The organism is Photobacterium profundum (genome assembly GCF_003026285.1).
In the GTDB taxonomy this organism is placed as follows: Bacteria; Pseudomonadota; Gammaproteobacteria; order Enterobacterales; family Vibrionaceae; genus Photobacterium; species Photobacterium profundum.
This window is the reverse complement of record NZ_PYOD01000004.1, coordinates 176,968-203,468: the sequence shown is the minus strand read 5'-3', so window position 1 is coordinate 203,468 and position 26,501 is coordinate 176,968. Positions and strand designations below refer to the sequence as shown.

Genomic DNA, 26,501 nt, shown 5'->3' with positions numbered 1-26,501 from the left:
AAGGGCTGCCCTTAACACTAATTGGCTTAGAACCAAATTTCAGCGTGAACACCGAATACAATTTGATCTTTTTCACCAGATTCTGTGATGCCGATAGCACTAGCTGCTTTCTCGTCATCAGTACCAACCCATGTTACGTATGGCTTGATTTGTGGACGACCAAAGTAATCTGCATTCACAGTAAAGACTGTTGCTGCTTCAAGTGTGTAAAAGTCTGTAGAATCACTTGAACGACCCCAGTTGTTATCCCCTTCAAGTTTTTCAGTAGCAAAAGAGCCTGTGAACTCTAAACGCATGTTGTCATTTACTTTGTAAGTAGGACGAGCAGCTAAGATATAACGAGTTACCTTATCTTCAGCATTTGAATCAGCCCAGCCCATGTTTTCTGGAGCCCAGTATGTTGCTTCTGTACCTAGCTGCCAGTTATCAGAAATATTCAATACACCGTAAGACGTTACAAATAGTGACTTAGAATCTTCTTTCCAATCACCACTCCAACCACCGAAGTTCACGCCACGGTTAGAACCGATCCCCTCGCCGTAAGCAATAGCAGTTTGTGTCCAACCGTCTAGACCGTAGTAATCACGGTTATACGTTACAGAAGCACCAAAACCATCATCTGCAGAATCAGCTGTAAGTGCTTCGTCAGCACGAGTCATAAACTTAGCATCGAAGTCAAAGCTACCGCCTAGTGCCTTCACACCGTAGTAGTAAAGATCTAGAGAAGTAACAGTAGTACGCTCACCATCACTTGGACGATCATCAGCAGTGAGACCAGCTTCAGGGTCAGCAGATACAAGAGCAACACCTGTTTTGTGGCCTGAATCTAAAGTAGTTTCAAAACCTGCCCCCATACCAGAAGACTGCTTCCAGAATTCACCAGAAAGAATACCCGCAGCACGGTTTAGGAAACGACGACCAGCCCAAATTTCAGAACCGTCACCTAGGTAAGGTAGGTTACCTAAAGCAACATATGATTCTTTAACTTCAAGCTGAGCAACTGTGTTATTTTTTTCGGCACCAGAAGAGGTGTAGTAGAAAGAGTCGCCGTTGCCGTATTCTGTACGAACAACGAAATCACTGTAAACGCCGTTAGCAAACTCAGTGTGCTTCTTGATTACGAATTCAACTTGGTTAGCACTCTTACCTGAAGTACCAGCAGTACGGTAATCTGGCTTACCTAGCTCTGAGTCAAAAGACTGAAAGTCTTCGTTGAAGCGGTAATTCATAGAACCGTAACCGTGTACTTCCCAACCATCAGTCAGAACATCAGTGGCAGATTCAGCTGCTACGTTATAAGAAGTTAATGCTGCAAAGATCGCCGCTGCTACGGGTACTAACTTGTGTTTCATAGGAATGTCCCTTTTAATTTTTATGTCGGTTGCTATCTAGCAACCTTTCGGGGCTAATATTCAGCTTTCATTCAGCTATACACATCATCCTAATAACAGGATGAGAGGGAGGAGTAGAGGGGCGTAGTAATTAGGAGGTTAGTGTGTTTCGTGACATGCCTCACGAAGGTTAGGCGTACACCCGTAATAAAAATACGGAATGCAAAAGAAAAGTAAGACATCAGTCACTTATTTATAATAAAAAACGAATGTTAAGTTACTTAATTAATTTTCAATTTAATTCAAAAAAATCGATCAACTGATTGAGTAAATATTGTTCAATAGCACTAAAAAAATAAGTAAAGAGATCAGCTTAGTGTTTGTAAGAAAAATATCAAATAAAAATAAATCATTCGTAACTTGTATTTAATAAGGATAGAGCAACCTGTAACTTAATTAATCTTTCTCAAAAACATTTCTTGACTGAGATGATTTTCACTATTTAATAGCATGTATAAATATGTAAATAAGAAAAGAGAACGACTCAATGTTTACGAAATTAGCTCAAGCTTATCCTTTAGGGGCTACATTATGTGATCAAGGTTGTAATTTTTCAATTCACAGTGCTGATAACCAAGAAATTAAATTAGTTCTATTCGACATTGAAAATAAAAAAACAATTATTGACTTTGACCATACACACTTAGATATCCACTATACCTTCGTTCCTAATATTAAAGCAGGACAGGTTTATGGTTTTCAAATTAAAGACAAGCACGATGAAAGATTAATTCTCGACCCATATGCGCAGGCCCTAAATCAAACGCCTTTTTATGTAGAACCATTCACGGCAGAAGAAAGCTGGAAATTCACTAAATCTGTTGTTATCGACCATCAATTTGATTGGCAAAACACTGCCTTTCCACAGGTACCGTACGAAGAAACCATCCTGTGTGAAACACACGTTAAGGGGTTTACTCAGCTTCAAGAGCATATTAAAGAGCAATACAGAGGCACTTACCTTGGCCTCTGCCAGCCTGCTGCAATCGAGTTCTATAAAGAACAAGGCATTACCAGCCTACAATTGCTCCCTGTCACTTCATGCATGTCTGAGCCCCATTTGCTTAAGATGGATAAAGTGAATTTCTGGGGCTATAACAGCCTGTGCTTTATGGCACCAGAGCCGCGCTATGCGATGAGTGATGCCGTCACAGAAATGAAGACCATGGTAAGGGAGTTACACAAAGAAGGTATTGAAGTCATCATGGATATTGTGTTTAACCACACTGCCGAAGGCGGTGAAGGTGGACCAACATTCCATTTAAAGAGCTTGGATAAACATTATTACCTTCTTGATAGTCATAAAAATCATCACAACTACACAGGCTGTGGTAATACCGTTGATCTTACTTATCAGCCGAGCCTAACCCTTGTAATCGATACTCTGCGACACTGGGTAACCCATTACCAAATTGATGGTTTCCGATTTGATTTGGCTGCAACACTAGGACGTAACGGGCATCGTTTTGACACCCAAAGTGCCTTCTTTAAAGCCATTGAACAAGATCCAATTTTACAAAAGGTAAAATTGATTGCTGAACCTTGGGATATAGGCCCTGACGGCTATCAGCTTGGTAATTTTCCGCGAGGCTGGAACGAGTGCAATGATAAATTTCGCGATACTGTCAAAAGTCATTGGCTAGGAGATAAGAACAATATCAAAGAATTTGCAACTCGACTAATGGGATCTCGCGATTTCTTCAGTGCAGGAGGTTGGCCAGACAAATTACCCGTCAATTTCATTTCCTATCATGATGGTTTTACGCTTCAAGATCTTGTGTCTTACAACCACAAGCACAATGAGGCAAATGGTGAAAGAAACCTTGATGGGCATGGTGATAATCGTTCATTTAACCACGGGGTTGAAGGGAAAACAGATAACCTGTCGGTTCTGTATAAGCGCGAACGTCAAAAACGCAATCTTATGACAACGCTACTATTTAGCTTTGGGATTCCTCATCTACTTGCAGTAGATAGCCTATCTCATACTCAAGGTGGCAATAACAATGCTTACTGCCAAGATAATGAGATAAGCTGGGCCAACTGGATATTATCACCTGATAATATCAGCTTCAAAAACTGGCTAGCAGGAGTGGTAAAAGCCAGAAAAGAAGTGATGAGTCCGTTTATTCGGGCATTCAGTGGCCGTGAACGTGGACACCACCGCATTCGCTGGAACCATTCGAATGGTAAACTAATGAACACTGATGATTGGCAAAACCTTGAAGCCTTTGCTCTCTATCTTGGCCTATATAAAAATGGTAAAGAGTTGTTATTCCTAATAAACAGCTCAACAATTCCAACACGATACCGTTTACCCGCTGGCGGAAAATGGCGTATTATATGTGACACTTCAGAGTCTGTTCTTGGTAACCGTCAAACGCAAACCACCTACATGCAAAGTACACAATCGATCACAATACTCTCTCGAGATTAGCAACGTATCGGTACATTTCATTGAATAAACCCAGTAGAGCAATAAAACGCTTTCTAATAAGAAATCACTTGCGGTACTGGGTTTATCTTTTATGTAATACCAAATCCATTAATTATGCTGCTAAGTTTTTATACGCTAACTCAATGACATTACTCGCTAGCCCTAAAGACAATAGATAATCACGCGTTATCGAGTGACCATTATCAAAACACTCCTCCCCCAAGGCTTGCTCTAGCGCATGTTCCAGCAATCGAATACTTCGATATTCCCCGATTGCCATCTGATTGGTTTTCAAATAACTATCCGCTATCTGTACCTTATCTGCACCCATGAATAACTGTAAAAAAGCAATGACAACGCCTGTTCGGTCAGAGCCTAATCGACAATGAACATGATAAGGAGGCTGATGATCAGCAATCTCCTGAATCACTGCTTGAATTCCAGTCTGGAATCCCAATTCATCTGGATTAAAACTCTCATCCCGATCAGACATGAAATACACAGTCTCATAAGCAACAGGTACACTTATCACGCTTTCACCGAGCCACAGTGTTTTGTAGTAACTCGGTTCGGCTACCTGAAGATATTCATCAAGTTCTTGCGCCGTTTCTGACAGATTGATGACAGTCCGTATATTGTTCGTTTCAAGTAAACGCATGGCTATTTGTTGACGCTGGGCTTCGATTTCTCTTAATTGGGGGTGCCCAACTCTTGAAGGAATAACTGGATGGTAAGAACGAAAGAGTGTCTGTTTTGCCAAATTCCCACCGTTTACTTCTCTAAAATTGGCTAACACCCAATCAGACCTAAATTCACATGCCATCGTTTTAATTCGAAATGACTGCTCACAATCCTTGATAATTGTCTCTAAATCATCAGTCGCGATATCTTCAGGCAGTAATAAATAATTATAGCTACCATTGAATTGGTTATTAAAACAGTATCCAGCTGGGTGATTATCGTTATATGGCAAAGGTTGTTTTTTTTCATCATCCCAGAAATAATATTCGACATATCCAGAATTTCCGATTTTATTCACTGCCTGACGACTTACTTTCAGTGAGAGTTTATTATTTATTTCAAGGAATTTGTATCCCTCTTTTTTTTGCCAGTTAGTAAAACTGCCAATCAAGTAGATGTGTTTTCCCTTCTGAGGAATATCAAAAACCACATCAGTGCCTTTATATATATAATGCATCATATTGACTTATCCCAAATAAAAAAGGCTCTGTTCAAAAGCAATTGAACAGAGCCAAGACAATGAAGAGTATTAACCGTTATTCATGTCACACAAAGCAACTCGGCTAATTACTATTAAATCAATACAGCAAAAGACTCGAAAGGCTTCAAGGTTAAGGTTGAGCTTAACTGCTGATGTGATTCATAGTTGCAAATAATGCATTCGACATGTTCAGTTTGAAGCGACTCTGGCATCGCAACAGTGACTTCTTCGCCCGTAAAGTTATTAAGCACAAACAAACGATGTTGGGAGTCAGAACGAAGGTAACCGAATACCTGTTCATGGTCTTCAAATACTGGTTCAAAAGCACCATGTACAATCACTGGTAATGACTTACGCAGTTGAATCAATTTTTGATAGTGGTAGAAGATCGAGTTCTGATCTTCTAGCGCAGCATCTACGTTAATTTCAGGATAGTTAGGATTAACCTGCAACCACGGTTGCTGCTCTGAGAAACCCGCATTTTTATTGTTGTTCCACTGCATTGGTGTACGGCCATTATCACGGCTGTTTTCATGTACCGCTGCCAACATGGTTTCAGGCGCGACACCATTTTCTGTACGTTCTTTGTAGAAATTCAAGGTTTCGATATCACGGTAGTCATCAATGCTGTCAAACGCAACATTCGTCATACCGATCTCTTCACCTTGATAGACATACGGCGTACCTTTCATCATATGCAATGTTGTGGCGAGCATTTTAGCGGATTCGACACGATACTGACCGTCATCGCCAAACTTTGACACTGCACGAGGAAGGTCATGGTTGTTCCAGAACAGTGAGTTCCACCCCTCATCAGCCAGCTCAATCTGCCACTTAGTTAACGCATGCTTGAATTTAGGTAGATCCAGCGCAATCGGATTCCATTTGTCACCATACTTCCAAGTCAGAGAAATATGTTCAAACTGGAAAACCATTGAAAACTCATTACGAGCAGGATTACTGTACAACTTTGCCGTTTCAGGAGTCGCATCCCATGTTTCCCCTACGGTAAGCAGATCTTTATCACCAAACGTTGCTTTGTTCATTTCCTGCAGCAACGGGTGAAGACGAGGCCCATTACCCGTAATTTTCTTATCGATTTCTTTACCAATAAGATCGATAACGTCAAGACGGAAACCACCAATACCCTGATCGATCCACCAGTTCATCATCTTATGCACTTCTTCTTGAACTTTGGGGTTCTCCCAGTTCAAGTCAGGTTGTCTCTTAGAGAAGATGTGGTAGTAATATTCACCCGTAGTGTCATCAAATTCCCAAGCACCACCGCCAAAGACAGATCCTTGATCATCAGGCACTGAACCATCTTCATTAGGCTGACGCCAAATATAGTAATCACGATATGGGTTATCTTTCGATTTACGTGATTCGACAAACCATGGGTGCTCATCAGATGTATGGTTAACAACTAAATCCATAATGATGCGAATATCGCGCTGTTTAGCCTCTGCAAGTAATTGCTGCATATCTTCCATCGAACCGAACTCTGCGGCGATATCTTGATAGTCAGAAATATCGTAACCATTATCATCCATTGGTGAACGATAAACAGGTGACAACCAAACAACATTTACACCTAATTTTTTGATGTAATCAAGCTTGCTGATGATGCCTTGCAGATCACCCATGCCATCGTTATTTGAATCGCAAAAACTGCGTGGATAAACCTGATAAACAACAGCATCATGCCACCATTTTGGGGTCATTTTCATGGACAAAGGCTCCCTTAAACAAGCTTCAGTTAAACAGTGATACCTTTAATATTGGTATCTTTAATATTGATATCATAATCGTTTGTTTGACTGTTTTAAAATACCCTACCCAGCTCATGATATAGGTTTTTCCTATATCACCAATAATTAAGGAGATCGAGATCGCAATTTCAAACCAATAAGGATGCCAAGCAAATTCAATAAATGTGAGACTTGTCATCAAACTCTTTATTGACCGTATTGCTCGCCTTATGGATAAAAGTTACAAACAATTTCTGGTCGTCGCTGAACTAAGTAATATTAGCCTTGCAGCTAATCATCTTGGCCTTAGCCAACCAACCCTAACGAATAATATGAAGAAACTGGAGGCAAGCTTTGGCGTACCTCTTTTTATCCGAAAATCAAAAGGGGTTGAACTCACTGAATATGGCGTGCTCCTTCAAGAACAAACACTTGAGCTACAGCGACGACATGACTCATTACTGCATAAGATGGCTGATCTTATTGAGAGAAAAACTGAAAAAATCAAAATGGGTACTGGTGATGCATGGTGGGAAGTTTTTGTAAAACAAGCATTGCAGCAATATAGTGTAAGCAACCCTTCAATCTCTATTCAGCTTGAATTTGGTAACCACCTTAAGCTGATGGATATGCTGATCCATGGCCAAATCGATCTTTTTGTTGGTCATGAAATTGTTGGTTTATCTCGTCGGTGTAATGTCACATTCATCCCCCTTCTACAAGATAAAGAAGCAATGTTCGTACATCAAAATCATCCACTACTGGTGAACCATCGGGAAGAAGAGGATATGGCACTTTATCCTCTATTGCAGGTAACACCAGATTCAGAAGCTTACCTGCATCTAATAGAAAACCCACAACCCAAGCAGCTAGAAAGAGATAGACAAAAGGTATCAGAACGCATCGTTTACGAAATCAACTCACTGACTGCCAGTGTCGATATGCTAACCTCGACAACCGCAATCATGCCGTATCCAATGAGCATGACTGACTACTTCTCGCAGGTAAATATTGTCCCGCTCCCATTAAAAAAAGAAGGACAAAAAGGCACGGTTGGGATCTACCATCTAAATGAATTATTGGTCGACCATGTTGCGGATATCAAGCAGAAGCTCATTTTGAATGGCCACTATCAAGCATAAACCCAAAGAGCATCTTAAGGGAACTTAGTTATAAGTCTTTGGTTTTATCTTTTATAACCAGAGATATAGTTGTTATATAATGATATAGGATAAGCTGGTATGGCTTATTTATTTTTGTTTATCAATAAGGTTGAACTGTGCTGAAACAATTCGTATTCATAGCCGTTGGCATATTCAGCACGACTGTAAATGCAACATCATATTTACCGCTGTTTAATGACATTAGTTTTACCGACGATATCGAGCAAATTTCGTCACGTCCGAATGCGTATGAGTGTTCCGATTTATACAATGCCGAAGCGTATTGCTTAGATAGCCCGTCTTATTATGGAATAGACGATCTAACATTAGTGATTTATAGCCAATTGACTTCTACTGCTATCGAAATAGGGGAAGCCAAGCCATTATCCACAATAAAAAATGTTGAATTGAAGGTGCCACTCACCTTAATTAACTACAATTCACTTCTTGCTAGTTTACGTCGTGATGGTTATGTTTTTAGCTATCTGGAGGTGAATGGACAACATTTAGATGTCTTGGCTGGATTACAAACCTTAGATCGCCAATCTCTTGATGATCAGATGTTTATACTTGCCAATAGCGCCAGCTATAATGCACAGCGTAAGTATTTAATGATGGATAAGGCTACCTTCTCGCGAGCTTATCAAAAGGGTTACCGTAATATAAAACAATGGCGCAACATAGGTGAGAAGGGAAATCCAGAAAGTGAGGAAGATAAGCTTGCTACGTTCACGGTTGTTGATGACACTATCACTGTATTATTTGAATATCCGTTTATGATGCCAGGAAAACAATAGAATTTAAATGGCACCTCATATAGAAAACAGCATCACTCATGAACGAATAAGCCCTCATAGAGGGCTTTCTTATATAGTAAATACAATCACTATGTTATTTAAACAACAAAAGTAGACACCTTGTCATTCAGTTTTGTTGCTTGATTACTTAACGCTTCTGCTTGATGACGAGCAGCAACGGCATCTTCTACAAGCTGATCTGTTACGTCTTTAATTGTGGTTGTGTTTAATGTTATTTCACTTGTTACATGCGTTTGTTCTTCTGCAGCAGTGGCTATTTGTGTCGCCATATCACTGATTAGAGCCACTGAATCATTAATTTGCTCTAACGCTGCTGTAGCTTGGTCTGCATCTCCTACCGAACACTGTGCAAGCTGTGAACTTGTTTTCATCAAATCAACTGCTTTTGATGTTGTCTGTTGTAATGTCGCAATCATACTCTGAATTTCTTCCGTCGATGTATGAGTACGTTGAGATAACACACGTACCTCATCAGCTACAACGGCAAAGCCTCGACCTTGTTCACCCGCTCGTGCAGCTTCAATCGCAGCATTCAATGCCAATAAATTCGTTTGCTCAGCAATACCTTGAATAGTTGATAAGATACTGTTGATGTTCTGAGCATGATCATTCAACTCACTGATCACTGCCGTTGCCTCATTCACTTCTTCTGCAAGGTTATTGATAGACACTCGGCTTTGCACAACTAACTCACGACCACTATTTGTATGCTCTGTCGAATCTTGCGCAGCACGCGCTGTTTGCTCAGCATGAGACGCAATTTCTTGCGTGGCAGAAGCCATTTCCGTTACCGCAGTGGCAACCATGCTGATTTCATCTTGCTGACGATTTAACTTATCAGCCGACTTATTTGCTCGGAATTCACTTTCTGTCGAAGCTTGACTCAGCTCAACACCCTGACTACGAATATGACCAATAAGTACCTGTAAGCTAGCTGTAAACTGGTTAAAGTTACGGGCTAAGTCACCCACTTCATCGTTAGAATCGATATTAATACGCTGAGTTAAATCTCCCCCACCTTGGGCAATCACAGCCAGCGCCTTTGATACTTGCTGTAACGGTTTAAATAAATACACGCAGAAAAGGTTAAATAGAAATGCACAAATAACCACAACCAATAGAGTCATGAAAATCTGCTCATATAAAGAGCTGTAAAGCGGCGCGGCAACAGAATTATAATCAATAACGATAACCGTACTTAGATTCGTGCCCTGAATTGGCTTAACAAACACATAACTCTCATTGCCAGTGATATTTTCTTTTTCAACTAACCCTTCTCGCGATAAGCGTTTTAGCATTGAGTCGGTTAAGTCACGGTCTTTAGCATTAACAGGCTTATTCAATAAAGACGTATCTGCGTGCGCAAAAATATTCCCCTTATCATTCGCAATAAACATGTAGCCTTCACCTGGCAATACCACGTCATCAAGCTGCTTAATAATATCTGACATTTCAACATCAGCGCCTAACACCGCCTGCTGCCCAAAAATAGAAACGGCTTTACCCATAGAAACAACGCTTGCCCCTGTGGCAGCTGCAACTGTCGGATTTTCTACCGTGACTTTACCATTGAGGTTAATAGCGTTCTGATACCAATGCCATTGACGAGGATCATTATTACCAGGCGGTAAAATAACGTTATTCGCATTCGCTTGTGTCCCATCAGAAAAAGCTAAAAAGACATTATCAAAGCCTGCTGAATCGCGAACCTGCTGAAGATGTTGCTCAAGGGTACCTTGTGAAATATTCACAGGCATAGCCGAAAGTACTGTTCCTTTCGAGTCTAACCAATTAGACACATAATTATTATACGAAGAGGCTGTGCCATTAAGTTGCTTATTAATGTCACTATCTAAACGACCGAGCGATGATAAAAAAGAAAAAGCAGTTACAAGTAAACCGCCGATAATGATTGCAATACTTGCAGAGAGTGCCAGCTTTTGCCTGAGTGTCATATTGAACATGTATAACCTAATGATTTATAAAAAGGCAGTCAATTGCCTAAAAATTTGCAATAGCAAACAAAATTGAAAACGTGCGTATTATCACACTTCAAGTACCTATTATGAACAATTAGTTAATTTTTGAGTGAAATAAACGTGCAATATAAGAATAAAATCAATGTTCTATCACTTAAAAAAGAATAATGCTTAATAGAAGATTGTGAATATGGGATAGGTGTAAATAACACTTCCACAAAAAAGCCCTCACGAATGAGGGCTTAACGATTTTTGCAGAATGAAAACATTCTAAGTAAACTAAGCGTCTACCTTGTCATTGCAGATTTCATTAACCAAACTTTGCTCACCACCTAAATACATATCTAGATATTGTTCAGCCGATTCATCCCAATTAAATTTACACGCCATCGCATTTTGCTGTAGACGTTTAAATTCTTGAGGACGTTGGCAATAAAGTAGCAAGCTTCGTTGTAACTTTATTAATAACGCCTCTGGAGTTGGCGCATCATAAATAAAACCTGTGGCTACCTGCGGTGTTTGATCGTAATCGATAACAGTATCTTTTAGACCACCAACGCTGCGCACAATCGGTAATGTACCATACGCTAAACTGTACATCTGATTCAAACCACACGGCTCAAATTCAGAAGGCATCATAAAGAAATCAACACCCGCTTCTACACAGTGTGCAAGTGGATTGCTGTATGTTTCAACAAAAGCAAATTTATCACTATGCTGTTCGCTAATATCACGAAGTGCACTGGCTAACGTTGGATCACCCGTTCCGACAATTACCACTTGTACGTCATTCAATAAGAAATCTTCAAGCACAGGGATTAAGTAATGCAGACCTTTTTGCTCGGTCAAGCGACATACCATTCCATAAACAGGTACATCTATTTCAGGTAAGTTAACTTGTTTTTGCAGATCACGTCGACACGCTTTTTTCCCGCGAGCTAAGCTCACTTTATTGGCTTTAAATTTTTGCTTTATGTACGAGTCAGTTTCAGGGTTCCAATCATCATAATCGCACCCATTAACGATGCCATACAAATCTTTAGCACGATTTTGGAAATCAGCTTCCATACCATGCGAACCTAAATGTGTTAAAAGCTCTGATGCATAATTAGGACTAACCGCGTTCACTTTATCTGCATACGCAACACCCGCTTTAAGCATGCTGATATGCGATGGATCCATTTCAGCATTAATATAGCGACGTTGAATCAATTCAGGTATTAAGCTGTATTGATCGTAGTTAAATACACCTTTAAAAACAGCATTATGAATCGTTATAACACTTTTCGATTTAGCAAAGAAATTACTCTCTGCGTAACGCGTTTTTAATAAGAATGGAATTAACCCAGTATGCCAATCGTTACAGTGAATCACATCAGGTTGAAAACCCAGTTTTTCACACAAATCTAACGAGGCAGCACTTAAAAATGTAAAACGCTCACCATTATCAGCATATGCTTGATTATTTTCCGCATACAATTCTGGTCGATCATAATATTGTGGTGCATCTAACGCATAGACAGGCACATTACTTTCATCGAGTTGCATCACTTGATAATTCACAGCAAATGGCTGTGGCTCAACAAACAGCTCGGTAGACAAAATAGCAACAGCGTTATCTTTACCGTTAATTGTCTGATAGAAAGGCATTACAATTCGAACATCGTGCCCCATCTTCTTCAAGGCAGCAGGCAGAGACTTAGCAACATCGGCTAATCCTCCTGTTTTTGCAAACCCTTCTACTTCAGATGAAACAAATAGAATTTTCAATGGATGCTTTGTTAACGACGTTTTCTTAGTAGCCAATTTTCGCTCCTTTCGGGATTACGACAATGCCTTCATCAGAAACGTGGTAGTTTTTCTTATCCTCTTCAGGATTTTCACCGATTATCGTTCCTGGGGCAATGTGTACATTTTTATCAATAATCGCTTTACGTATTGAGCAATTTGCACCGATTTTCACATCGCCCAAAATCACAGATTCTGAAATCATTGTGTCATGGTCAACATTTGTACGGAAGCCTAAAATTGATTTATGTATTTTAGCACCACGAATATAGCTACCAGCTGAAATCATACAGTTGTTAATATCAACTTTACTGTTTTCGCTGTCTAAAATTGTTGCAGGTGGAAGCGGCGGGTAATGAGTGTGTAGCTGCCACTGACGGTTATATAAAGAGAACGGCGCATCTTCAGAAAGTAAATCCATGTGTGCTTGCCAGTACGCTTCAATCGTACCTACATCGCGCCAGTAACCGGTATTCTTCTCGCCAGGGATAATATTGGTTGTAAAATCATAAACATAGACTTTACCTAGTGGAAATAGCTTAGGGATGATGTCTTTACCAAAGTCGTGGCTTGAATCTTCTTTTGCTGCATCTTCTTCAAGTTCAGTACATAACGTATCTTTATTGAAAATATAGTTACCCATAGAAACAAGTGCATTCTCTGGATCGCCAGGAATAGACTTAGGGTTAGTTGGCTTTTCTTCAAAACCAACCATGCAGCCGTTTTCATCAACCTCGATAACACCAAAAGCACTCGCTTCTGATAAAGGCATACGCAATGCAGAAACAGTTAGTTCAGCTTCTTTTTCTTTATGAAAATTAAGCATCTGCTTAATGTCCATCTTGTAAATATGATCACTACCAAATATACAAACATGTTCAGGATCAGCAAGTTCAATAAAGCTTAAATTTTGGTAAATCGCATCAGCAGTACCATCGTACCAACGCTTGCCCATTCGCATTTGTGCTGGAATTGGATCAATAAAACGATCCGTAATGCCGGTGATATTCCAGCCTTTTTTCATATGCACATATAAAGACTGAGATTTAAATTGTGTTAGAACATAAATCTTTAAAAAATCAGCATTTACAAAGTTATTCAATGCAAAATCAATTAAGCGGTAGCTACCACCAAATGGAACTGCGGGTTTTGTACGTGAATCTGTTAATGGACGCAAACGAGAGCCTTCTCCGCCTGCTAAAATCATACCTAAAACGCCACCCATGGTGTACCTCCTTGTTGAAATTAAGCAATCTAATGTATATATACCACACGATATGCTACATGAGAATTAGTACGCACTGAAACGTGATGTATAATTACAAAAAAAATAATTTATTACAAACTGTAGGTAAATGTAATTTCATACCGAATTTCACATTAGTGTGATCAGCAATGTATATTCCATCAATGGCGCATAAATACCATTTATCAAAACTTTATAAATAGTTCATATATACAATATGATGAGAAATAATCAGCTAAGCAAAGCTACTCCCCCTATTCTAATACCACTAAATGTGTGTATATGATGATTACAAATAGAATAATTACCCATAGTATTTATTCAGTTTAAAAATTTGTCTTAAAACGTGGCTATTAAATTATGACCTCTCTATTTAATACTGAATACGCATCAACTTTGTCAGCACCATCTGTTGCAACTAATGTAATATTGCACGCCTTCGATTGGCCTTACAGTAAAGTGACTGAAAATGCCAAAGCCATTGCTGACAATGGATATAAAGCTATTCTTGTTTCTCCACCACTGAAATCTTTTCATTCAAAAGATGGCACTCAATGGTGGCAACGCTATCAACCTCAAGATTATCGAGTCATCGACAACCAACTCGGTAATACAAATGATTTCAGAACGATGGTAGAAATATTAAGTCTTCATGACATAGATATTTATGCAGATATTGTGTTCAATCATATGGCTAATGAGTCACATGAAAGGAGTGACTTAAACTATCCTAATAGCAATATCATTAGCCAATATAAAGACAAAAGAGAATATTTTGATTCAATCAAATTATTTGGTGATTTATCTCAACCGTTATTTAGCAAAGATGATTTTTTATCGGCATTTCCAATAAAAGATTGGAAAGATCCTTGGCAAGTTCAGCATGGTAGAATTAGTAGCGGAGGCTCAGATCCGGGTTTGCCGACCTTAAAAAACAACGAAAATGTAGTAAAAAAACAAAAACTGTACCTAAAAGCACTAAAAAAAATCGGCGTGAAGGGATTTCGAATAGATGCAGCCAAACACATGACACTTGATCATATTCAAGAGCTGTGTGATGAAGATATCACTGACGGCATACATATTTTTGGCGAAATAATTACCGACGGTGGCGCGACCAAAGAAGAGTACGAACTGTTTCTTCAGCCTTATCTTGAAAAAACGACCTTAGGTGCTTACGACTTTCCACTTTTTCACACCGTACTTGATGTTTTTAATAAAAATGCCTCGATGGCAAGCCTAATCAACCCTTACTCTCTGGGTTCGGCATTAGAAAACCAGCGAGCAATCACATTTGCGATTACTCATGACATTCCCAATAACGATGTTTTTTTAGATCAGGTAATGTCAGAAAAAAATGAACAATTAGCCTATTGCTACATTCTAGGAAGGGATGGTGGTGTCCCACTCATTTATACCGATTTAGATACTAGCGGCATTAAAAATAGCCGTGGTAAACCCCGTTGGTGTGAAGCTTGGAATGATCCAATTATGGCTAAGATGATTCACTTTCATAACATTATGCATTGCCAACCGATGGTAATCATTGAACAAACTCTAGATTTATTGGTTTTTTCTCGTGGACATAGTGGGATAGTAGCCATTAACAAAGGTAAAACAGCCGTCTGTTATAAGCTACCAGCAAAATACAGTGAACAAGACCATACTGAAATTAAAGAAGTTATAAATATGGAGGGAGTGAAACTATCACCACCTTCACTCAGCACTGAAGCTGGGGTTATATTGCAACTTCCAGCTCAGTCATGTGCAATGCTGATGGTATAATCTTTTTAATAAAAAAAGCGCGATAATCAATCGCGCTCTACATCAATAATTCTTCCTGTATATAGATCTACTTCAAGTTCAACTTGCTGACCGCCCTGATTACGCGCTTCTACTTCGATCTCACTCTCATCGTGTTCTATCTTAATTTTACGGAAATCATGATACCCCTGAGCCTGCAATAATCTCATCACTTTTGGTGCGCTAAGGGCTGTCAATTCGCTAGAACCATTAGGATCAGCCAGTACTGGCGTGGCGACTATCAAACCCATCGTCAACAACAATGATTTGTTCGCTATTAACATTTTCATAGTACTTCCTAACTCTATCAACTCTATTTAGGCATCATACCAGAGCAATATATTGTTCTGGCAGCTTAGATTAAGTATCACCGTGAAACCGATCACATAATAATCTCTAATCGCCAAGTACAGTGAGGCATCTTGTGACGATTAAAGAATAATATGACCGTTAATAATGATATCAACTTCAACCCTGTGCGCTTTAGGCATCATCTTCACCGCTACCCAGAGCTTTCACTCAATGAACATAAAACAGCATCAGAAATTACCGATCAGCTCCTAAAATTTGGTTTTGAGCCTAAAACTAATATAGGCGGTTATGGGATTATTGTTGAAATCAAAAGTGGGAATCCAGGCCCAATAACTCTGCTCCGTGCTGATTTCGACGCATTACCGATCACTGAAAAATCACAACATGATCATGTTTCACGCAATCATGGTTGTATGCATGCATGTGGTCATGATGGACATGTTGCCAGCCTTTTAGCCGTTGCTAATCAGCTGAGCCAAACGCCTCCTCATTCGGGCACTGTTTTTTTGCTATTCCAACCCGCAGAAGAGATCGGCGTCGGTGCAAAAAAAATGCTGCAAGATCCACGCCTGAAAGGCATTCAACCCGATGCGGTCTATGCTTATCATAATTTACCAGGCTACCCGCTAGGTACAGTGGTGGTTAAAGACGGTGTATTTGCCTGCGCATCAACTGGTGTTAAGATCACGCTGATAGGAAAAACATCTCACGCTGCAAAACCAGAGAAAGGTCATAGCCCGGCCCCTGCTGTTGCACGTTTAATGGACTACCTGCATCACATGCCAGAAGCCTTCAAAGAAGCATTTAGTTTAGTCACACTTGTTCATGTGAATGTAGGCAATAAAGGGTTTGGTACATCCCCAGGGCGCGCCGAAGTAATGGCAACTATTCGTAGCAGTGATAATTACATTCTCAATTACATGAAACGAAATTTGTTGGATTTTGCTCAAAAACAAGCAGATTGTTATCAACTTGAGATGCAAATTGAATGGATTGAGCCTTTTAGCGCAACCATGAATAACCCCAAAACAACTAAAAACGTTATTACTGCTGCACAATCACTTAACTATGATGTTGTTGTACCCACAGAACCAATGCGTTGGTCTGAAGATATGGGAGAATTTCTGCAACAATGGCCAGGATCTTTATTTTGCATCGGTAGCGGTACTGACCACCCAGAACTGCACAACCCTGACTATGATTTCCCCGATGCACTGATCGAGCAATCATCTCGATTATTTCTTCAGCTTATCGCGCAATCACACAACTAAACGCAGCAGGGTATAAATCATTCGATCCTAACTAGCTACACCGCTAGTTAGGTCGCTATATATTTAATAGATTGAGTATGTACGATATGCGGAAATACATAACGAATTGGGGTCTATGGTATAAACTTTAATAGATGTCTTCCTTGAACATCAATGCATTAAATGATAATAATTATCACTACGATTTATTGATTGCTTTATAGGATCCCTATGGACTGTACTTCAACCCTGTATCATCATTACTTTAAAGCAGAAGATCGGTTTTTAAACCGTCGGATTACGCCCGGTTATGAGCCTGATGTCATCATCGATTTTGTTCAATCAGGTCTTAACTTAGCATCTCTATACTGCCTTAATACCCCTACTTTTAACCCGATTCTGCGAGAGCTGTTTCTACGACGCGTTTTTTTTCATCTAGTAGAAGCAATCAATCAGCCGAATAACTCCCGTATTTTTCGTCGCATTTGCTTAGATCATATCCATTGCCCACTTTTAGCGTTGAAAAAATTTTACGGCAATTCAGAAACGGGCCGTCAGCAACTTCTATCTCTACAACAGCACTTACAACAAACACATCTAACTTCAGGTCTGTAAGGAATAATATTATGTCTTCACACTATCGAATTGAAACTGACAGTATGGGTGACGTGCACGTTCCTAAAAATGCACTTTATCAAGCTCAAACACAACGTGCCGTTAATAATTTTCCGATCAGTGGTATTCAAATGCCCCACGAATTTATTAAAGCACTGGCATACATAAAACAAGCAGCAGCCCGAAGTAACCTTGAATTAGAGCTGCTTGATGACAAGGTTGCTCATGCCATCATTGATAGCTGCCAAGAAATAATTAATGGTGAACACTTTGAACAATTTCCCATTGATGTATTCCAAACAGGTTCAGGCACTAGCTCTAATATGAATGCCAATGAAGTTATCGCGACACTTTCATCACAAAAAGCAGAACAAAACATAAGCCCTAACGACCACGTAAATATGGGCCAGAGCAGTAACGATGTTATTCCTACCGCCATTCAAATAAGTGCTGCAATTACCTGCCATTTTCAATTATTCCCTGCATTAGAATACTTAACTCAGGCATTAGATAAAAAAACAGCAGAAATTGGTCATATAGTAAAAACAGGGCGTACTCACCTAATGGATGCTATGCCTGTAACCCTTGGTCAAGAGTTGCAAGGTTGGAAAATACAACTCGAACGTGCACAACTAGGTATTCAACATGCGCTGGATAATGCTTCATCACTTGCACAAGGTGGAACAGCGGTAGGTACCGGAATCAATGCTGAACCCGAATTTTCTGCAATCTTTGCAAATAATATTTCAATCTCAACTGAAATCCCTTTTACATCTAGCGATAACTTCTTTTATAACCTCAGTAGCCAAGATGCAATTGTTGCACTTTCAGGGCAACTTAAAACCTTAGCGGTTGCGATTTTAAAAATATCAAATGATCTACGTTGGATGAATTCAGGTCCACTAGCTGGACTAGGTGAAATTGAACTTGAAGCCCTTCAACCTGGCTCTTCAATTATGCCCGGAAAAGTTAACCCTGTTATTCCAGAAGCAGCAGCAATGGTTGCAGCACAAGTCATCGGTAATGACGCGACCATTACCGTCGGAGGTCAATCTGGTAATTTTCAGTTGAACGTTATGTTACCTGTTATTGCACATAACCTGATTCAAAGTATCGAATTAATGGCGAATACCTCTACCTTGCTAGCTGACAAAGCCATTAGTACATTCATTGTTAGGGAAGAAAACCTGCAAGTGGCACTCGCTAAAAACCCTATATTGGTTACTGCTCTTAACCCTGTAATTGGATATTTAAAAGCAGCAGAAATAGCAAAAAAAGCCTACAAAGAACAAAGAGCGATTATTGAGGTAGCAGAAGAAGAAACTAATATTAGTCGCGAAGAATTAGAAAAACTGCTGAACCCAAAAAAACTGACACAAGGTGGCGTTGCACATTGAGATTGGTCTGCACATGCGAACTCAGTCACGAACCCAGTATCCATGACTCTAAAATTACACACATTTGAAAAGAAACTGTCACATTAACAACTTAATCTAACGGCAACTAAAAGACAGAATATATTTAATTTCGTGAAGGATACGCAGTTTGTTATTTGATAATCACAAGAAGACCATTAAACCATACTTGGCTATTTTCGATTTAGACGAGACCTTGATCGCCGCTGATTCTGCTAGCTTGTGGAATGCCTTTCTTGTTCAAAAAGGTCTCGCACCGCAAACGCTTCTTGAAGAAGAGCAACGTCTAATGCAAGCGTATGCAGAAGGCACGTTAGACATGAATACCTATATGGAAGCCACACTTCAACCAATCAAAGGGTGCGATATTACAAAAATTTCAGCACTTGTCGAAGAGTTTTTGGAAGAGAAAATTAAACCTGCACTCTATCCTGATGCGCTAGCACGTATTGAGTGGCATAAAAAACGGGGTGATCAAGTGCTTATTATCTCGGCAACAAGTGAGCACCTTGTTAAGCCCATAGCCACAATGCTCAACGTTGAAGATGTCATCGCGATTGAACTAGAAACAATCAACGGCATTTTTACAGGCAATACCAAAGGCACATTAAGTTATCAACAAGGAAAGGTGATACGAATGAAAGCATGGTTAGATAATCAAGACACTGAATTCAAAGGCAGCTACGGTTACAGCGATTCTATCAATGATCTACCAATGCTTGATGCCGTCGATCGTCCTTTTGCTGTAAACCCTGATCCAGCATTGTCTCTGCATGCTCAAGTAAATGATTGGACCATCATGGATTGGCGTCACGATAACAATATATTACGCTAGTCTTTATCGGTATTACCACGCTGTTCTGATTATACACCAACGCAATAAGCCCTTTTACGTTACCCCTAAGTTACTAAGCTACAGCACAAAAAGGGCTTCTATCCACAATATCCCCATACATTACCCCTTTACTCCCGACGAAACTCAAATCTGATTCATATTTCTTTTAACAAATAACTATCGCTTTTATCCTTTAGAAACAAACAGGTAGAGATAAGCAGCGCTCCTTACGATAGATTAGATAGTTCCTTCAAAAAAATCGAATAACTTGTTCGGCTGAGAACGGTTATAACTTTTCAATAACAAACTAGAATGAATGTTATTGAAGGTTAATAAGACACGTTTACATGAAAAATCATCCAAACCAATATGATTGGGTATCAATTACGTTACATTGGGTAACTGCAATTGCCGTTATCGGCCTGTTTGCCGTTGGGTTATGGATGGTTGACTTGAACTATTACTCACAATGGTACAAGCCTGTTCCACATTGGCATAAATCGGTTGGTTTACTGCTCGCTTTTGCCACTATTTTCAGATTGTTATGGCGCTCATTTAAAGGGCACCCAGAGATAAAAGGGGCTGCATGGGAAATTATTTCAGCCAAGCTGGCACACAGTGCTCTGTACCTTCTTATGTTTAGTTTATTTATATCGGGTTACCTAATTTCGACCGCCGACGGTCGATCAATTGACGTATTTAATTGGTTCTCTGTACCTGCACTAGGAGAGCTCTTTGAAAACCAAGCTGATATTGCAGGGGAAGTACATTACTACCTCTCCCTCAGCTTAATTGCACTCGTTGTCATTCACGCTATTGCAGCGTTAAAGCATCACTTTATTAATAAAGACAATACATTAACCAAAATGTTGGGAGTTAAAGAAAAATGAAAAAACAGCTATTAGCCTTAGGCTTATTTACCGCAATGACAATGCCAAGTATTGCGTCAGCAGCAGATTACGTGATCGATACTCAGGGTGCACACGCATCAATTAACATAAAGATTAAACACCTTGGTTATAGCTATATTAAAGGTCGTTTTAATACGTTTGACGGTACTTTTAGCTATGATCCTAAAGATATCGCGGCATCAAAAGTATCAGTAAATGTTGATACAACCAGTTTTGATACTAACCATGCAGAACGCGACAAGCACGTTCGTAGCGGTGACTTTTTAGATGTTAAAAAATACGCGACAGCCTCTTTTACTAGCACAAAAGTGACAGACAAAGGTAATGGTGAACTAGCAATTACAGGTGATTTAACCTTACACGGTGAAACGAAGCCAATCACTATCGATGCACAGTTCATTGGTGAAGGTGAAGACCCATGGGGTGGTTACCGTGCTGGATTTGCAGGCACAACCCGCATAGAGCTTGAAGACTTTGGCGTACCTGTTATGGGTGAGTCAAGCTATGCCGATTTAGAGCTGCATGTTGAAGGCGTTCGCCAGTAAAACGTATTTACAAAAAGATATATGAAGATTATTTAACCCCCACAAAATCCGACGCTATGTCGGATTTTTTATACTTCTTACCTTACCGACCTTAACCCTGTTCCTTATTTAGCCTTGATGGTCATCAATCAGCCACCAGCAACATAATGTTACATAAGTCAGTAAGTAGAAATATGAACCATAAGATAGGATGTGAGTCATAATAATGATCGATAATATTACCTCGGGCTCAACATCGAAATACCAGAGGTAATTAAGAAGGTAAATGTAATGACTCCACAAGAAAAAGAACTGATTCAGAACGTTGCTAATAAGCTAAAACAAAGCCCTTCGAAAACAAAAGACACAGATGCAGACCAACTGATCGGTAACGAAATCGGTTCGCAACAAGATGCTGTTTACAAATTGACCCAAGCAGTTTTGGTTCAAGAAATGGCATTAAAAGAAATGAAGCAAAAAAATGATTATCTAGAGAAAAGCGTTGAACACCATAAATCAGAATCTAATCGCGGTGCGTTTAGCAAAATGATGGGAGGCAACCGCCCTGCTCCGCAACCACCACAGCCAATGAACCAACCAAGTGCCTTTGGTAGCTTCATGCAAACAGCTGCAAGTGTAGCTGTCGGTATGGTTGCAGGTAACATGATTAGCAACATGTTGTTCAATAATGATGAACAACCCGCTGATACTGCAACAGATGCAGCCGCGGATCCGACAGCAGATACAGGCGCAGAAGAACTGGCGTCAACCGATGAGAGTTCAGGTGGCTTTTTAGACGACTCATCAAGCAGCTTTGCTTCTGGCGGTTTCGGTGATTCAGGCTTCAGTGATTCAACGAGCGGATTCGGTGATGCTGGTTTTGGCGATTCAGGCTTCGGTGACTCTGGATTTGGTGAAGATACACTTGCCAATAATTCGTTCGGTGGCGGTGACGACAGCTTCTTTGGCGGCGGTGGTGATGACTTCGGTGACTTTGGCGACGATGTTTAAGCAATAAAGCATTCTTCTATATTTTTAAAAGCCGAAGATTACGATTAGTCAGTTCGCACTTCTAATCAGTAAGTACTTCGGCTTTTTTGCATTTGTTTAGAAAAAATTCAACCCAAACGCCCTTTTAACATCCTCTAATACAGCTTCAGATTCGCCGCGGGCTTTATCTGTCCCCTGCTTCAAAATGGCAATTAATTCTGCTTTATCAGACAAATAATGTTCTCTGCGTTCACGTATCGGCCTTAGCATTTCTTGTAGGCATTCCTCCAAAATTTTCTTTGTTGTTCCATCGCCTAAACCACCCCGTTGATAATGTTCTTTTAGTGATTGTACATACTCGGCATCAGGGTGAAATGCATCTAGATAGGTAAAGACAATATTCCCTTCAACCTGACCAGAATCGTTCACAGATAAATGATTCGGATCGGTATACATAGATTTAACAGAACGCGAAATATCTTTTGCCGATGAGCCAAGCATAATGGTATTACCCATTGATTTAGACATCTTACTTTTGCCATCAGCACTTGGTAAGCGTGACACTTTGCTCAATAAGGCTTTGCATTCCACCAACACTTCTCTTTGTGCTATGTGGTTAAGCCTTCTTACTATTTCATTGGTTTGCTCTAGCATTGGTAATTGATCTTCACCTACCGGAATTAATGTTGCTTTGAAGGCTGTAACGTCCGCCGCTTGGCTTATAGGGTAAGTAAGAAAGCCCGCTGGAATTGAACGGCCGAACTCTTTACTTTTAATCTCATTTTTAACAGTAGGGTTCCGCTCTAATCGAGAGATAGACACTAGGTTTGAATAATACATTGTAAGTTCAGATAACGCAGGAATCGCGGATTGCAAACAGATCGTTGTTTTAGAGGGGTTAATGCCTACGGCTAAGTAGTCAGCAACTACATTTAAAATATTGGAAGACACTTTCTGAGGGTTATGCCCGTTATCTGTTAGGCCTTGCAGGTCTGCCACCAGCACAGTTTGATCATACTGCTCTTGCAGCAGTACACGCTGCTGTAGCGAACCCACTAAGTGCCCTAAATGTAAAGGCCCTGTTGCTCTATCACCAGTGAGGATTTTTTCTTTCTTTAAATGTATATTGTTTTGCATCGTTATATCTCTGAAATAGTGCGCCGGAAATATAACTTGAGTGTGTTCTTAAGCTACCTTCCGGCGGCTTTTGAACATAAGAATTCAGCGCCGCTCTAAAAAGAACGCCACCAAGAATTTGAAATGAAAGTGCGAAGAGAATATGTTTTCATGCTTAATAAGCTATCAAGACTTTTCCCGTTATACAAGAGAATATTCAAACAAAACAGCAGTAACCATAACAATATCTGCATTCAATAAAAATCCACTTTTCTATCTATCTCTCGTTATAGTGAGTAGTGAAAAGTGGATTTTCAGTTAGCTTATATGCTTTATATTAATGGGGGTAATCGCACTTTAACTTGATATAGCTACACTCTGCGATAAGGTAAGTACGCAGGTTCCCACATATGCATTGCCAGTTCTTGTTGAATGTTTTTACCTCGAAGTGGACTATTCGGTTCTGTTGTCTGCATATTTTCAAGAATACGCGTAGCAACCACCATCGATACTTCTTTGAGTTTACTGATACGCGGGAATACACACCCTGCTGCTAGATCATCATCAGAGACACAATCGGCTAGCGCGTAAGATGCCATTGTGAACATGTCTAAGGTGATTTTTGGCGTACCCGATACAATGGAAGCTAAACCGACACCAGGGAAAATAAACACATTATTACCCTGACCAATTCGGTATTCCCGTCCATTATAATTCACATCACTAAACGGGCTCCCTGTTGCCACAATCGCTTGCCCATCGCTCCATTGGTAAACATCTTCCGGTAAGGCTTCACAGTTTGCCGTAGGGTTAGAAAGAGGGAATACCATTGGGCGCTTGGTGTACTCCATCATTTTTTGAACGTGTTCTGCTTTAAATGCCCCACCAATACCACTAGTACCCAGCAAAACCGTTACAGGGTGGTTATTAATAAGTTCAGTTAGGCTTACTTTACCTAGCTCTTTCGTTTGCCAATTATTGGCTAATTCTCTTGGCTTCGCATAACGTTTTTTATATTCATCGAGCCCTTCACGATCATCAAAAACTAAACCTTGAGAATCAAGAACGAATATTTTTTCTCTCGCGATGCTATGCGAGCAACCTTCTTTTAATAAGCCTGCATATATCTGGTCAGCGACTCCCACACCGCCAGCACCTGCGCCATAAACAACGTAAGTTTGATCCGCTAATTTCTCTTCTTTAATTTTTACGGCACCAAGAATACCCGCTAAAACAACAGAACCCGTTCCTTGAATATCATCATTAAATGAAGGTAAATAATCTTCATAATCGCTCAGATTATCAAAAGCATTTGATTTACTAAAATCTTCCCATTGAAGAACGGCTTTTGGAAAGTGCTGCTGTATTTGCTTCACGAACTTACGAATAAATATTTTGTATTCTTCACCACGCATACGTTTACGGGGCATACCCAAATACATAGGATCATCAAGCAAATCTTGATTGTCTGTACCTACATCTAATGCAATTGGCAAACAGTGAGCCGGATGAATACCCGCACCTAAGGTATATAAAGACAGCTTGCCAATAGGAATACCCATGCCGCCAACCCCCTGATCACCTAGCCCAAGAATACCTTGGCTATCTGTGACCACGATGATTTTAATGTCTTTTCCGGTGAAGTGACGCGCCATGTCACCCATCTGATCAACACTGTCTTCTGTGATATATAAACCACGGGCTTTTTGATAACGGTGGCTAAACTCCTGACATGCCTTTCCCACTGTCGGGGTATAAATAATCGGTGTCATTTCTTCTACATGGCGAGATAACAGTGCGTAGAATAATGTTTCATTTCTATCTTGTAAGGCGCGCAAAAAAAGGTATTTTTCGATGTCTGTAGAGGCATTACGAAAGCCGTCATATACCCGATTAAGCTGATCATCAAACGTTTGTACTTTAGGGGGTAATAAGCCAACCAAGTCGAATGCTTCACGCTCTTCGTAGCTAAATGCGGTACTTTTATTTAAATTACGATCGTTTAGTAACTCTGTGCCTGTTAATGCTACAGGTCTGAAATCATTACCACGCTCATCTTTCCACCTTAGGTATTTTCCTACGGTCATGATATCCCTCCACTTAATGAACAAATGAATATCAGTCCTCAAATGTCATCCATCAAAACGCCATGTTTTTTTGATAAGAGGGCTGATATGCCCAAGTTACCTCAAGTAGCTTGGGTATAAATATATTCCGAAGCATGTGCATTGCAGAATATATTAAAATACTCTACGCGCTTTTTTCCATTAAAAATGTGAAGTAAAAGAGTCTGTAGCAATTTTCTTATTACAAAGATAAACGAATAAAAATGAACCAAATTAGAAATAGATTGTTCGGCAGGTTGGTGTTAATAATACAGTTTTAATCACGTTTTCATCAATCATTAATATATCGCCCCCACGCGTGAAATCATCCTCATGGGCATTGCACACAAGTACCAGGTCATATGTACCTAACGGTAAATAATTGACTTCAAATGTCCCTTCATTGATCGATGTATCAACATCTATTGCAGTAAAAGTATAAGGCGAATAATCTGATCCTAAATCGCCATATTCTGGCGTTTCTGTACCATAAAGATAAACAGCTGCATCATTTATATTCCCTTCGCATGCCATATCATGAACATTACCGTTAAGCGTCGCATACTCAGTGAACTGCATCGTTTTATCATCATAAGTCTCTGTTGCACTACACACTGTACTGAACAGTGTAAATAAACCTATGATTACTTTCTTTTTCATTATGACATATTCCCTTTACAGACAATATTGAGCATAACGTGCTTTTACCTTCCTATGTAGCAAGCACAACTAAACCAAAGCAGTTTTGACAAGAATTTTACATTAGGAATGGAACTTAAATAGTTTGATGAAAAATCAACCTGCTTTACGAGTGTTAGGAAATAGTGCTG

21 protein-coding genes are annotated in these 26,501 nt (G+C 39.8%); 11 read left to right on the top strand and 10 right to left on the bottom strand.

Translation table 11 applies throughout. The features are described from left to right. Positions 1 to 26: 26 nt before the first annotated feature. Positions 27 to 1,352 carry a carbohydrate porin gene (locus tag C9J48_RS12980; protein ID WP_006230415.1) on the bottom strand — a complete coding sequence of 442 codons (1,326 nt, stop codon included), beginning with the start codon at positions 1,350 to 1,352 and terminating at the stop codon, positions 27 to 29. 526 nt (positions 1,353 to 1,878) lie between these two features. Between C9J48_RS12980 and glgX the strand changes: the two genes are divergently transcribed. Beyond that, positions 1,879 to 3,828: a glycogen debranching protein GlgX gene (glgX, locus tag C9J48_RS12975; protein ID WP_006230416.1), complete on the top strand. Its 1,950-nt coding sequence runs from the start codon at positions 1,879 to 1,881 to the stop codon at positions 3,826 to 3,828. 112 nt (positions 3,829 to 3,940) lie between these two features. Here glgX and C9J48_RS12970 read toward each other — a convergent pair whose 3' ends face one another. Further along, positions 3,941 to 5,029, bottom strand: a complete 1,089-nt coding sequence (locus C9J48_RS12970) for a tyrosine-protein phosphatase (protein WP_006230417.1) — start codon at positions 5,027 to 5,029, stop codon at positions 3,941 to 3,943. 113 nt (positions 5,030 to 5,142) lie between these two features. Next, positions 5,143 to 6,774, bottom strand: a complete 1,632-nt coding sequence (locus C9J48_RS12965; RefSeq protein ID WP_036803164.1) for an alpha-glucosidase — start codon at positions 6,772 to 6,774, stop codon at positions 5,143 to 5,145. Positions 6,775 to 6,986: 212 nt separating this feature from the next. Here C9J48_RS12965 and C9J48_RS12955 point away from each other — a divergent pair, with 212 nt between their 5' ends. Then, entirely contained in the window at positions 6,987 to 7,943 is a 957-nt protein-coding gene (locus C9J48_RS12955; protein ID WP_006230419.1) for a LysR family transcriptional regulator, read from the top strand. 137 nt (positions 7,944 to 8,080) lie between these two features. Next, positions 8,081 to 8,761, top strand: a complete 681-nt coding sequence (locus C9J48_RS12950) for a hypothetical protein (RefSeq protein WP_006230420.1) — start codon at positions 8,081 to 8,083, stop codon at positions 8,759 to 8,761. Positions 8,762 to 8,859: 98 nt separating this feature from the next. On the opposite strand, the gene C9J48_RS12945 is transcribed toward C9J48_RS12950, so the two are convergent. From C9J48_RS12945 to glgC, 3 genes are all read right to left on the bottom strand, one after another. Beyond that, positions 8,860 to 10,746: a methyl-accepting chemotaxis protein gene (locus C9J48_RS12945; protein WP_006230421.1), complete on the bottom strand. Its 1,887-nt coding sequence runs from the start codon at positions 10,744 to 10,746 to the stop codon at positions 8,860 to 8,862. A 294-nt stretch (positions 10,747 to 11,040) separates the two neighbouring features. After that, positions 11,041 to 12,567, bottom strand: coding sequence for a glycogen synthase GlgA (gene glgA / locus C9J48_RS12940; RefSeq protein WP_006230422.1), 1,527 nt, complete (start codon positions 12,565 to 12,567; stop codon positions 11,041 to 11,043). Next, positions 12,557 to 13,774, bottom strand: a complete 1,218-nt coding sequence (glgC, locus tag C9J48_RS12935; RefSeq protein ID WP_006230423.1) for a glucose-1-phosphate adenylyltransferase — start codon at positions 13,772 to 13,774, stop codon at positions 12,557 to 12,559. Before glgC ends, glgA begins: the two co-directional genes overlap by 11 nt. A gap of 381 nt (positions 13,775 to 14,155) precedes the next feature. On the opposite strand from glgC, the gene C9J48_RS12930 reads away from it, so the two are divergent. Continuing rightward, on the top strand, positions 14,156 to 15,580 hold the full coding sequence (locus tag C9J48_RS12930; protein ID WP_006230424.1) for an alpha-amylase family protein: 1,425 nt from the start codon (positions 14,156 to 14,158) through the stop codon (positions 15,578 to 15,580). 26 nt (positions 15,581 to 15,606) lie between these two features. On the opposite strand, the gene C9J48_RS12925 is transcribed toward C9J48_RS12930, so the two are convergent. After that, positions 15,607 to 15,888: a PepSY domain-containing protein gene (locus C9J48_RS12925; RefSeq protein ID WP_006230425.1), complete on the bottom strand. Its 282-nt coding sequence runs from the start codon at positions 15,886 to 15,888 to the stop codon at positions 15,607 to 15,609. A gap of 153 nt (positions 15,889 to 16,041) precedes the next feature. Between C9J48_RS12925 and C9J48_RS12920 the strand changes: the two genes are divergently transcribed. From C9J48_RS12920 to C9J48_RS12890, 7 genes are all read left to right on the top strand, one after another. Then, positions 16,042 to 17,181, top strand: coding sequence for an amidohydrolase (locus tag C9J48_RS12920; protein ID WP_006230426.1), 1,140 nt, complete (start codon positions 16,042 to 16,044; stop codon positions 17,179 to 17,181). Positions 17,182 to 17,391: 210 nt separating this feature from the next. After that, a complete protein-coding gene (locus C9J48_RS12915; RefSeq protein ID WP_006230427.1) occupies positions 17,392 to 17,775 on the top strand; it encodes a hypothetical protein in 384 nt (127 codons plus the stop codon). A gap of 11 nt (positions 17,776 to 17,786) precedes the next feature. Further along, the gene (locus C9J48_RS12910) at positions 17,787 to 19,172 is read left to right on the top strand and encodes a class II fumarate hydratase (RefSeq protein WP_006230428.1); all 1,386 of its coding nucleotides are present in this window, start codon (positions 17,787 to 17,789) and stop codon (positions 19,170 to 19,172) included. Between the two features lie 148 nt (positions 19,173 to 19,320). Continuing rightward, positions 19,321 to 20,025, top strand: a complete 705-nt coding sequence (locus C9J48_RS12905) for an HAD family hydrolase (RefSeq protein ID WP_006230429.1) — start codon at positions 19,321 to 19,323, stop codon at positions 20,023 to 20,025. A 347-nt stretch (positions 20,026 to 20,372) separates the two neighbouring features. Then, positions 20,373 to 20,915 (top strand): cytochrome b, encoded by a 543-nt coding sequence (locus C9J48_RS12900; RefSeq protein ID WP_006230430.1) that lies wholly within the window; start codon positions 20,373 to 20,375, stop codon positions 20,913 to 20,915. Then, a complete protein-coding gene (locus C9J48_RS12895; RefSeq protein ID WP_006230431.1) occupies positions 20,912 to 21,481 on the top strand; it encodes a YceI family protein in 570 nt (189 codons plus the stop codon). The genes C9J48_RS12900 and C9J48_RS12895 overlap by 4 nt, the downstream gene beginning before the upstream one ends. A gap of 270 nt (positions 21,482 to 21,751) precedes the next feature. Beyond that, positions 21,752 to 22,471, top strand: coding sequence for a DUF2076 domain-containing protein (locus C9J48_RS12890; protein ID WP_006230432.1), 720 nt, complete (start codon positions 21,752 to 21,754; stop codon positions 22,469 to 22,471). A 96-nt stretch (positions 22,472 to 22,567) separates the two neighbouring features. Here the strand turns inward: C9J48_RS12890 and trpS are convergent, their stop codons facing one another. The 3 genes from trpS to C9J48_RS12875 all read right to left on the bottom strand — a co-directional run bounded on the left by trpS (position 22,568) and on the right by C9J48_RS12875 (position 26,331). Then, positions 22,568 to 23,587, bottom strand: a complete 1,020-nt coding sequence (gene trpS / locus C9J48_RS12885) for a tryptophan--tRNA ligase (protein ID WP_006230433.1) — start codon at positions 23,585 to 23,587, stop codon at positions 22,568 to 22,570. Between the two features lie 350 nt (positions 23,588 to 23,937). After that, complete coding sequence (locus C9J48_RS12880; protein ID WP_006230434.1) at positions 23,938 to 25,653, bottom strand: NAD-dependent malic enzyme; 1,716 nt, start codon at positions 25,651 to 25,653, stop codon at positions 23,938 to 23,940. 252 nt (positions 25,654 to 25,905) lie between these two features. Next, complete coding sequence (locus tag C9J48_RS12875; RefSeq protein ID WP_006230435.1) at positions 25,906 to 26,331, bottom strand: hypothetical protein; 426 nt, start codon at positions 26,329 to 26,331, stop codon at positions 25,906 to 25,908. Between the last annotated feature and the right edge of the window lie 170 nt (positions 26,332 to 26,501).

Coding starts and splice junctions, on each gene's coding strand:
- C9J48_RS12945 (WP_006230421.1), bottom strand. CDS start 10,746: ATGTTCAATATGACACTCAGGCAAAAGCTGGCACTCTCTGCAAGTATT.
- C9J48_RS12925 (WP_006230425.1), bottom strand. CDS start 15,888: ATGAAAATGTTAATAGCGAACAAATCATTGTTGTTGACGATGGGTTTG.
- glgX (WP_006230416.1), top strand. CDS start 1,879: ATGTTTACGAAATTAGCTCAAGCTTATCCTTTAGGGGCTACATTATGT.
- C9J48_RS12980 (WP_006230415.1), bottom strand. CDS start 1,352: ATGAAACACAAGTTAGTACCCGTAGCAGCGGCGATCTTTGCAGCATTA.
- glgC (WP_006230423.1), bottom strand. CDS start 13,774: ATGGGTGGCGTTTTAGGTATGATTTTAGCAGGCGGAGAAGGCTCTCGT.
- C9J48_RS12890 (WP_006230432.1), top strand. CDS start 21,752: ATGACTCCACAAGAAAAAGAACTGATTCAGAACGTTGCTAATAAGCTA.
- C9J48_RS12910 (WP_006230428.1), top strand. CDS start 17,787: ATGTCTTCACACTATCGAATTGAAACTGACAGTATGGGTGACGTGCAC.
- trpS (WP_006230433.1), bottom strand. CDS start 23,587: ATGCAAAACAATATACATTTAAAGAAAGAAAAAATCCTCACTGGTGAT.
- C9J48_RS12875 (WP_006230435.1), bottom strand. CDS start 26,331: ATGAAAAAGAAAGTAATCATAGGTTTATTTACACTGTTCAGTACAGTG.
- C9J48_RS12915 (WP_006230427.1), top strand. CDS start 17,392: ATGGACTGTACTTCAACCCTGTATCATCATTACTTTAAAGCAGAAGAT.
- C9J48_RS12895 (WP_006230431.1), top strand. CDS start 20,912: ATGAAAAAACAGCTATTAGCCTTAGGCTTATTTACCGCAATGACAATG.
- C9J48_RS12880 (WP_006230434.1), bottom strand. CDS start 25,653: ATGACCGTAGGAAAATACCTAAGGTGGAAAGATGAGCGTGGTAATGAT.
- C9J48_RS12965 (WP_036803164.1), bottom strand. CDS start 6,774: ATGACCCCAAAATGGTGGCATGATGCTGTTGTTTATCAGGTTTATCCA.
- C9J48_RS12970 (WP_006230417.1), bottom strand. CDS start 5,029: ATGATGCATTATATATATAAAGGCACTGATGTGGTTTTTGATATTCCT.
- C9J48_RS12930 (WP_006230424.1), top strand. CDS start 14,156: ATGACCTCTCTATTTAATACTGAATACGCATCAACTTTGTCAGCACCA.
- C9J48_RS12900 (WP_006230430.1), top strand. CDS start 20,373: ATGAAAAATCATCCAAACCAATATGATTGGGTATCAATTACGTTACAT.
- C9J48_RS12920 (WP_006230426.1), top strand. CDS start 16,042: ATGACCGTTAATAATGATATCAACTTCAACCCTGTGCGCTTTAGGCAT.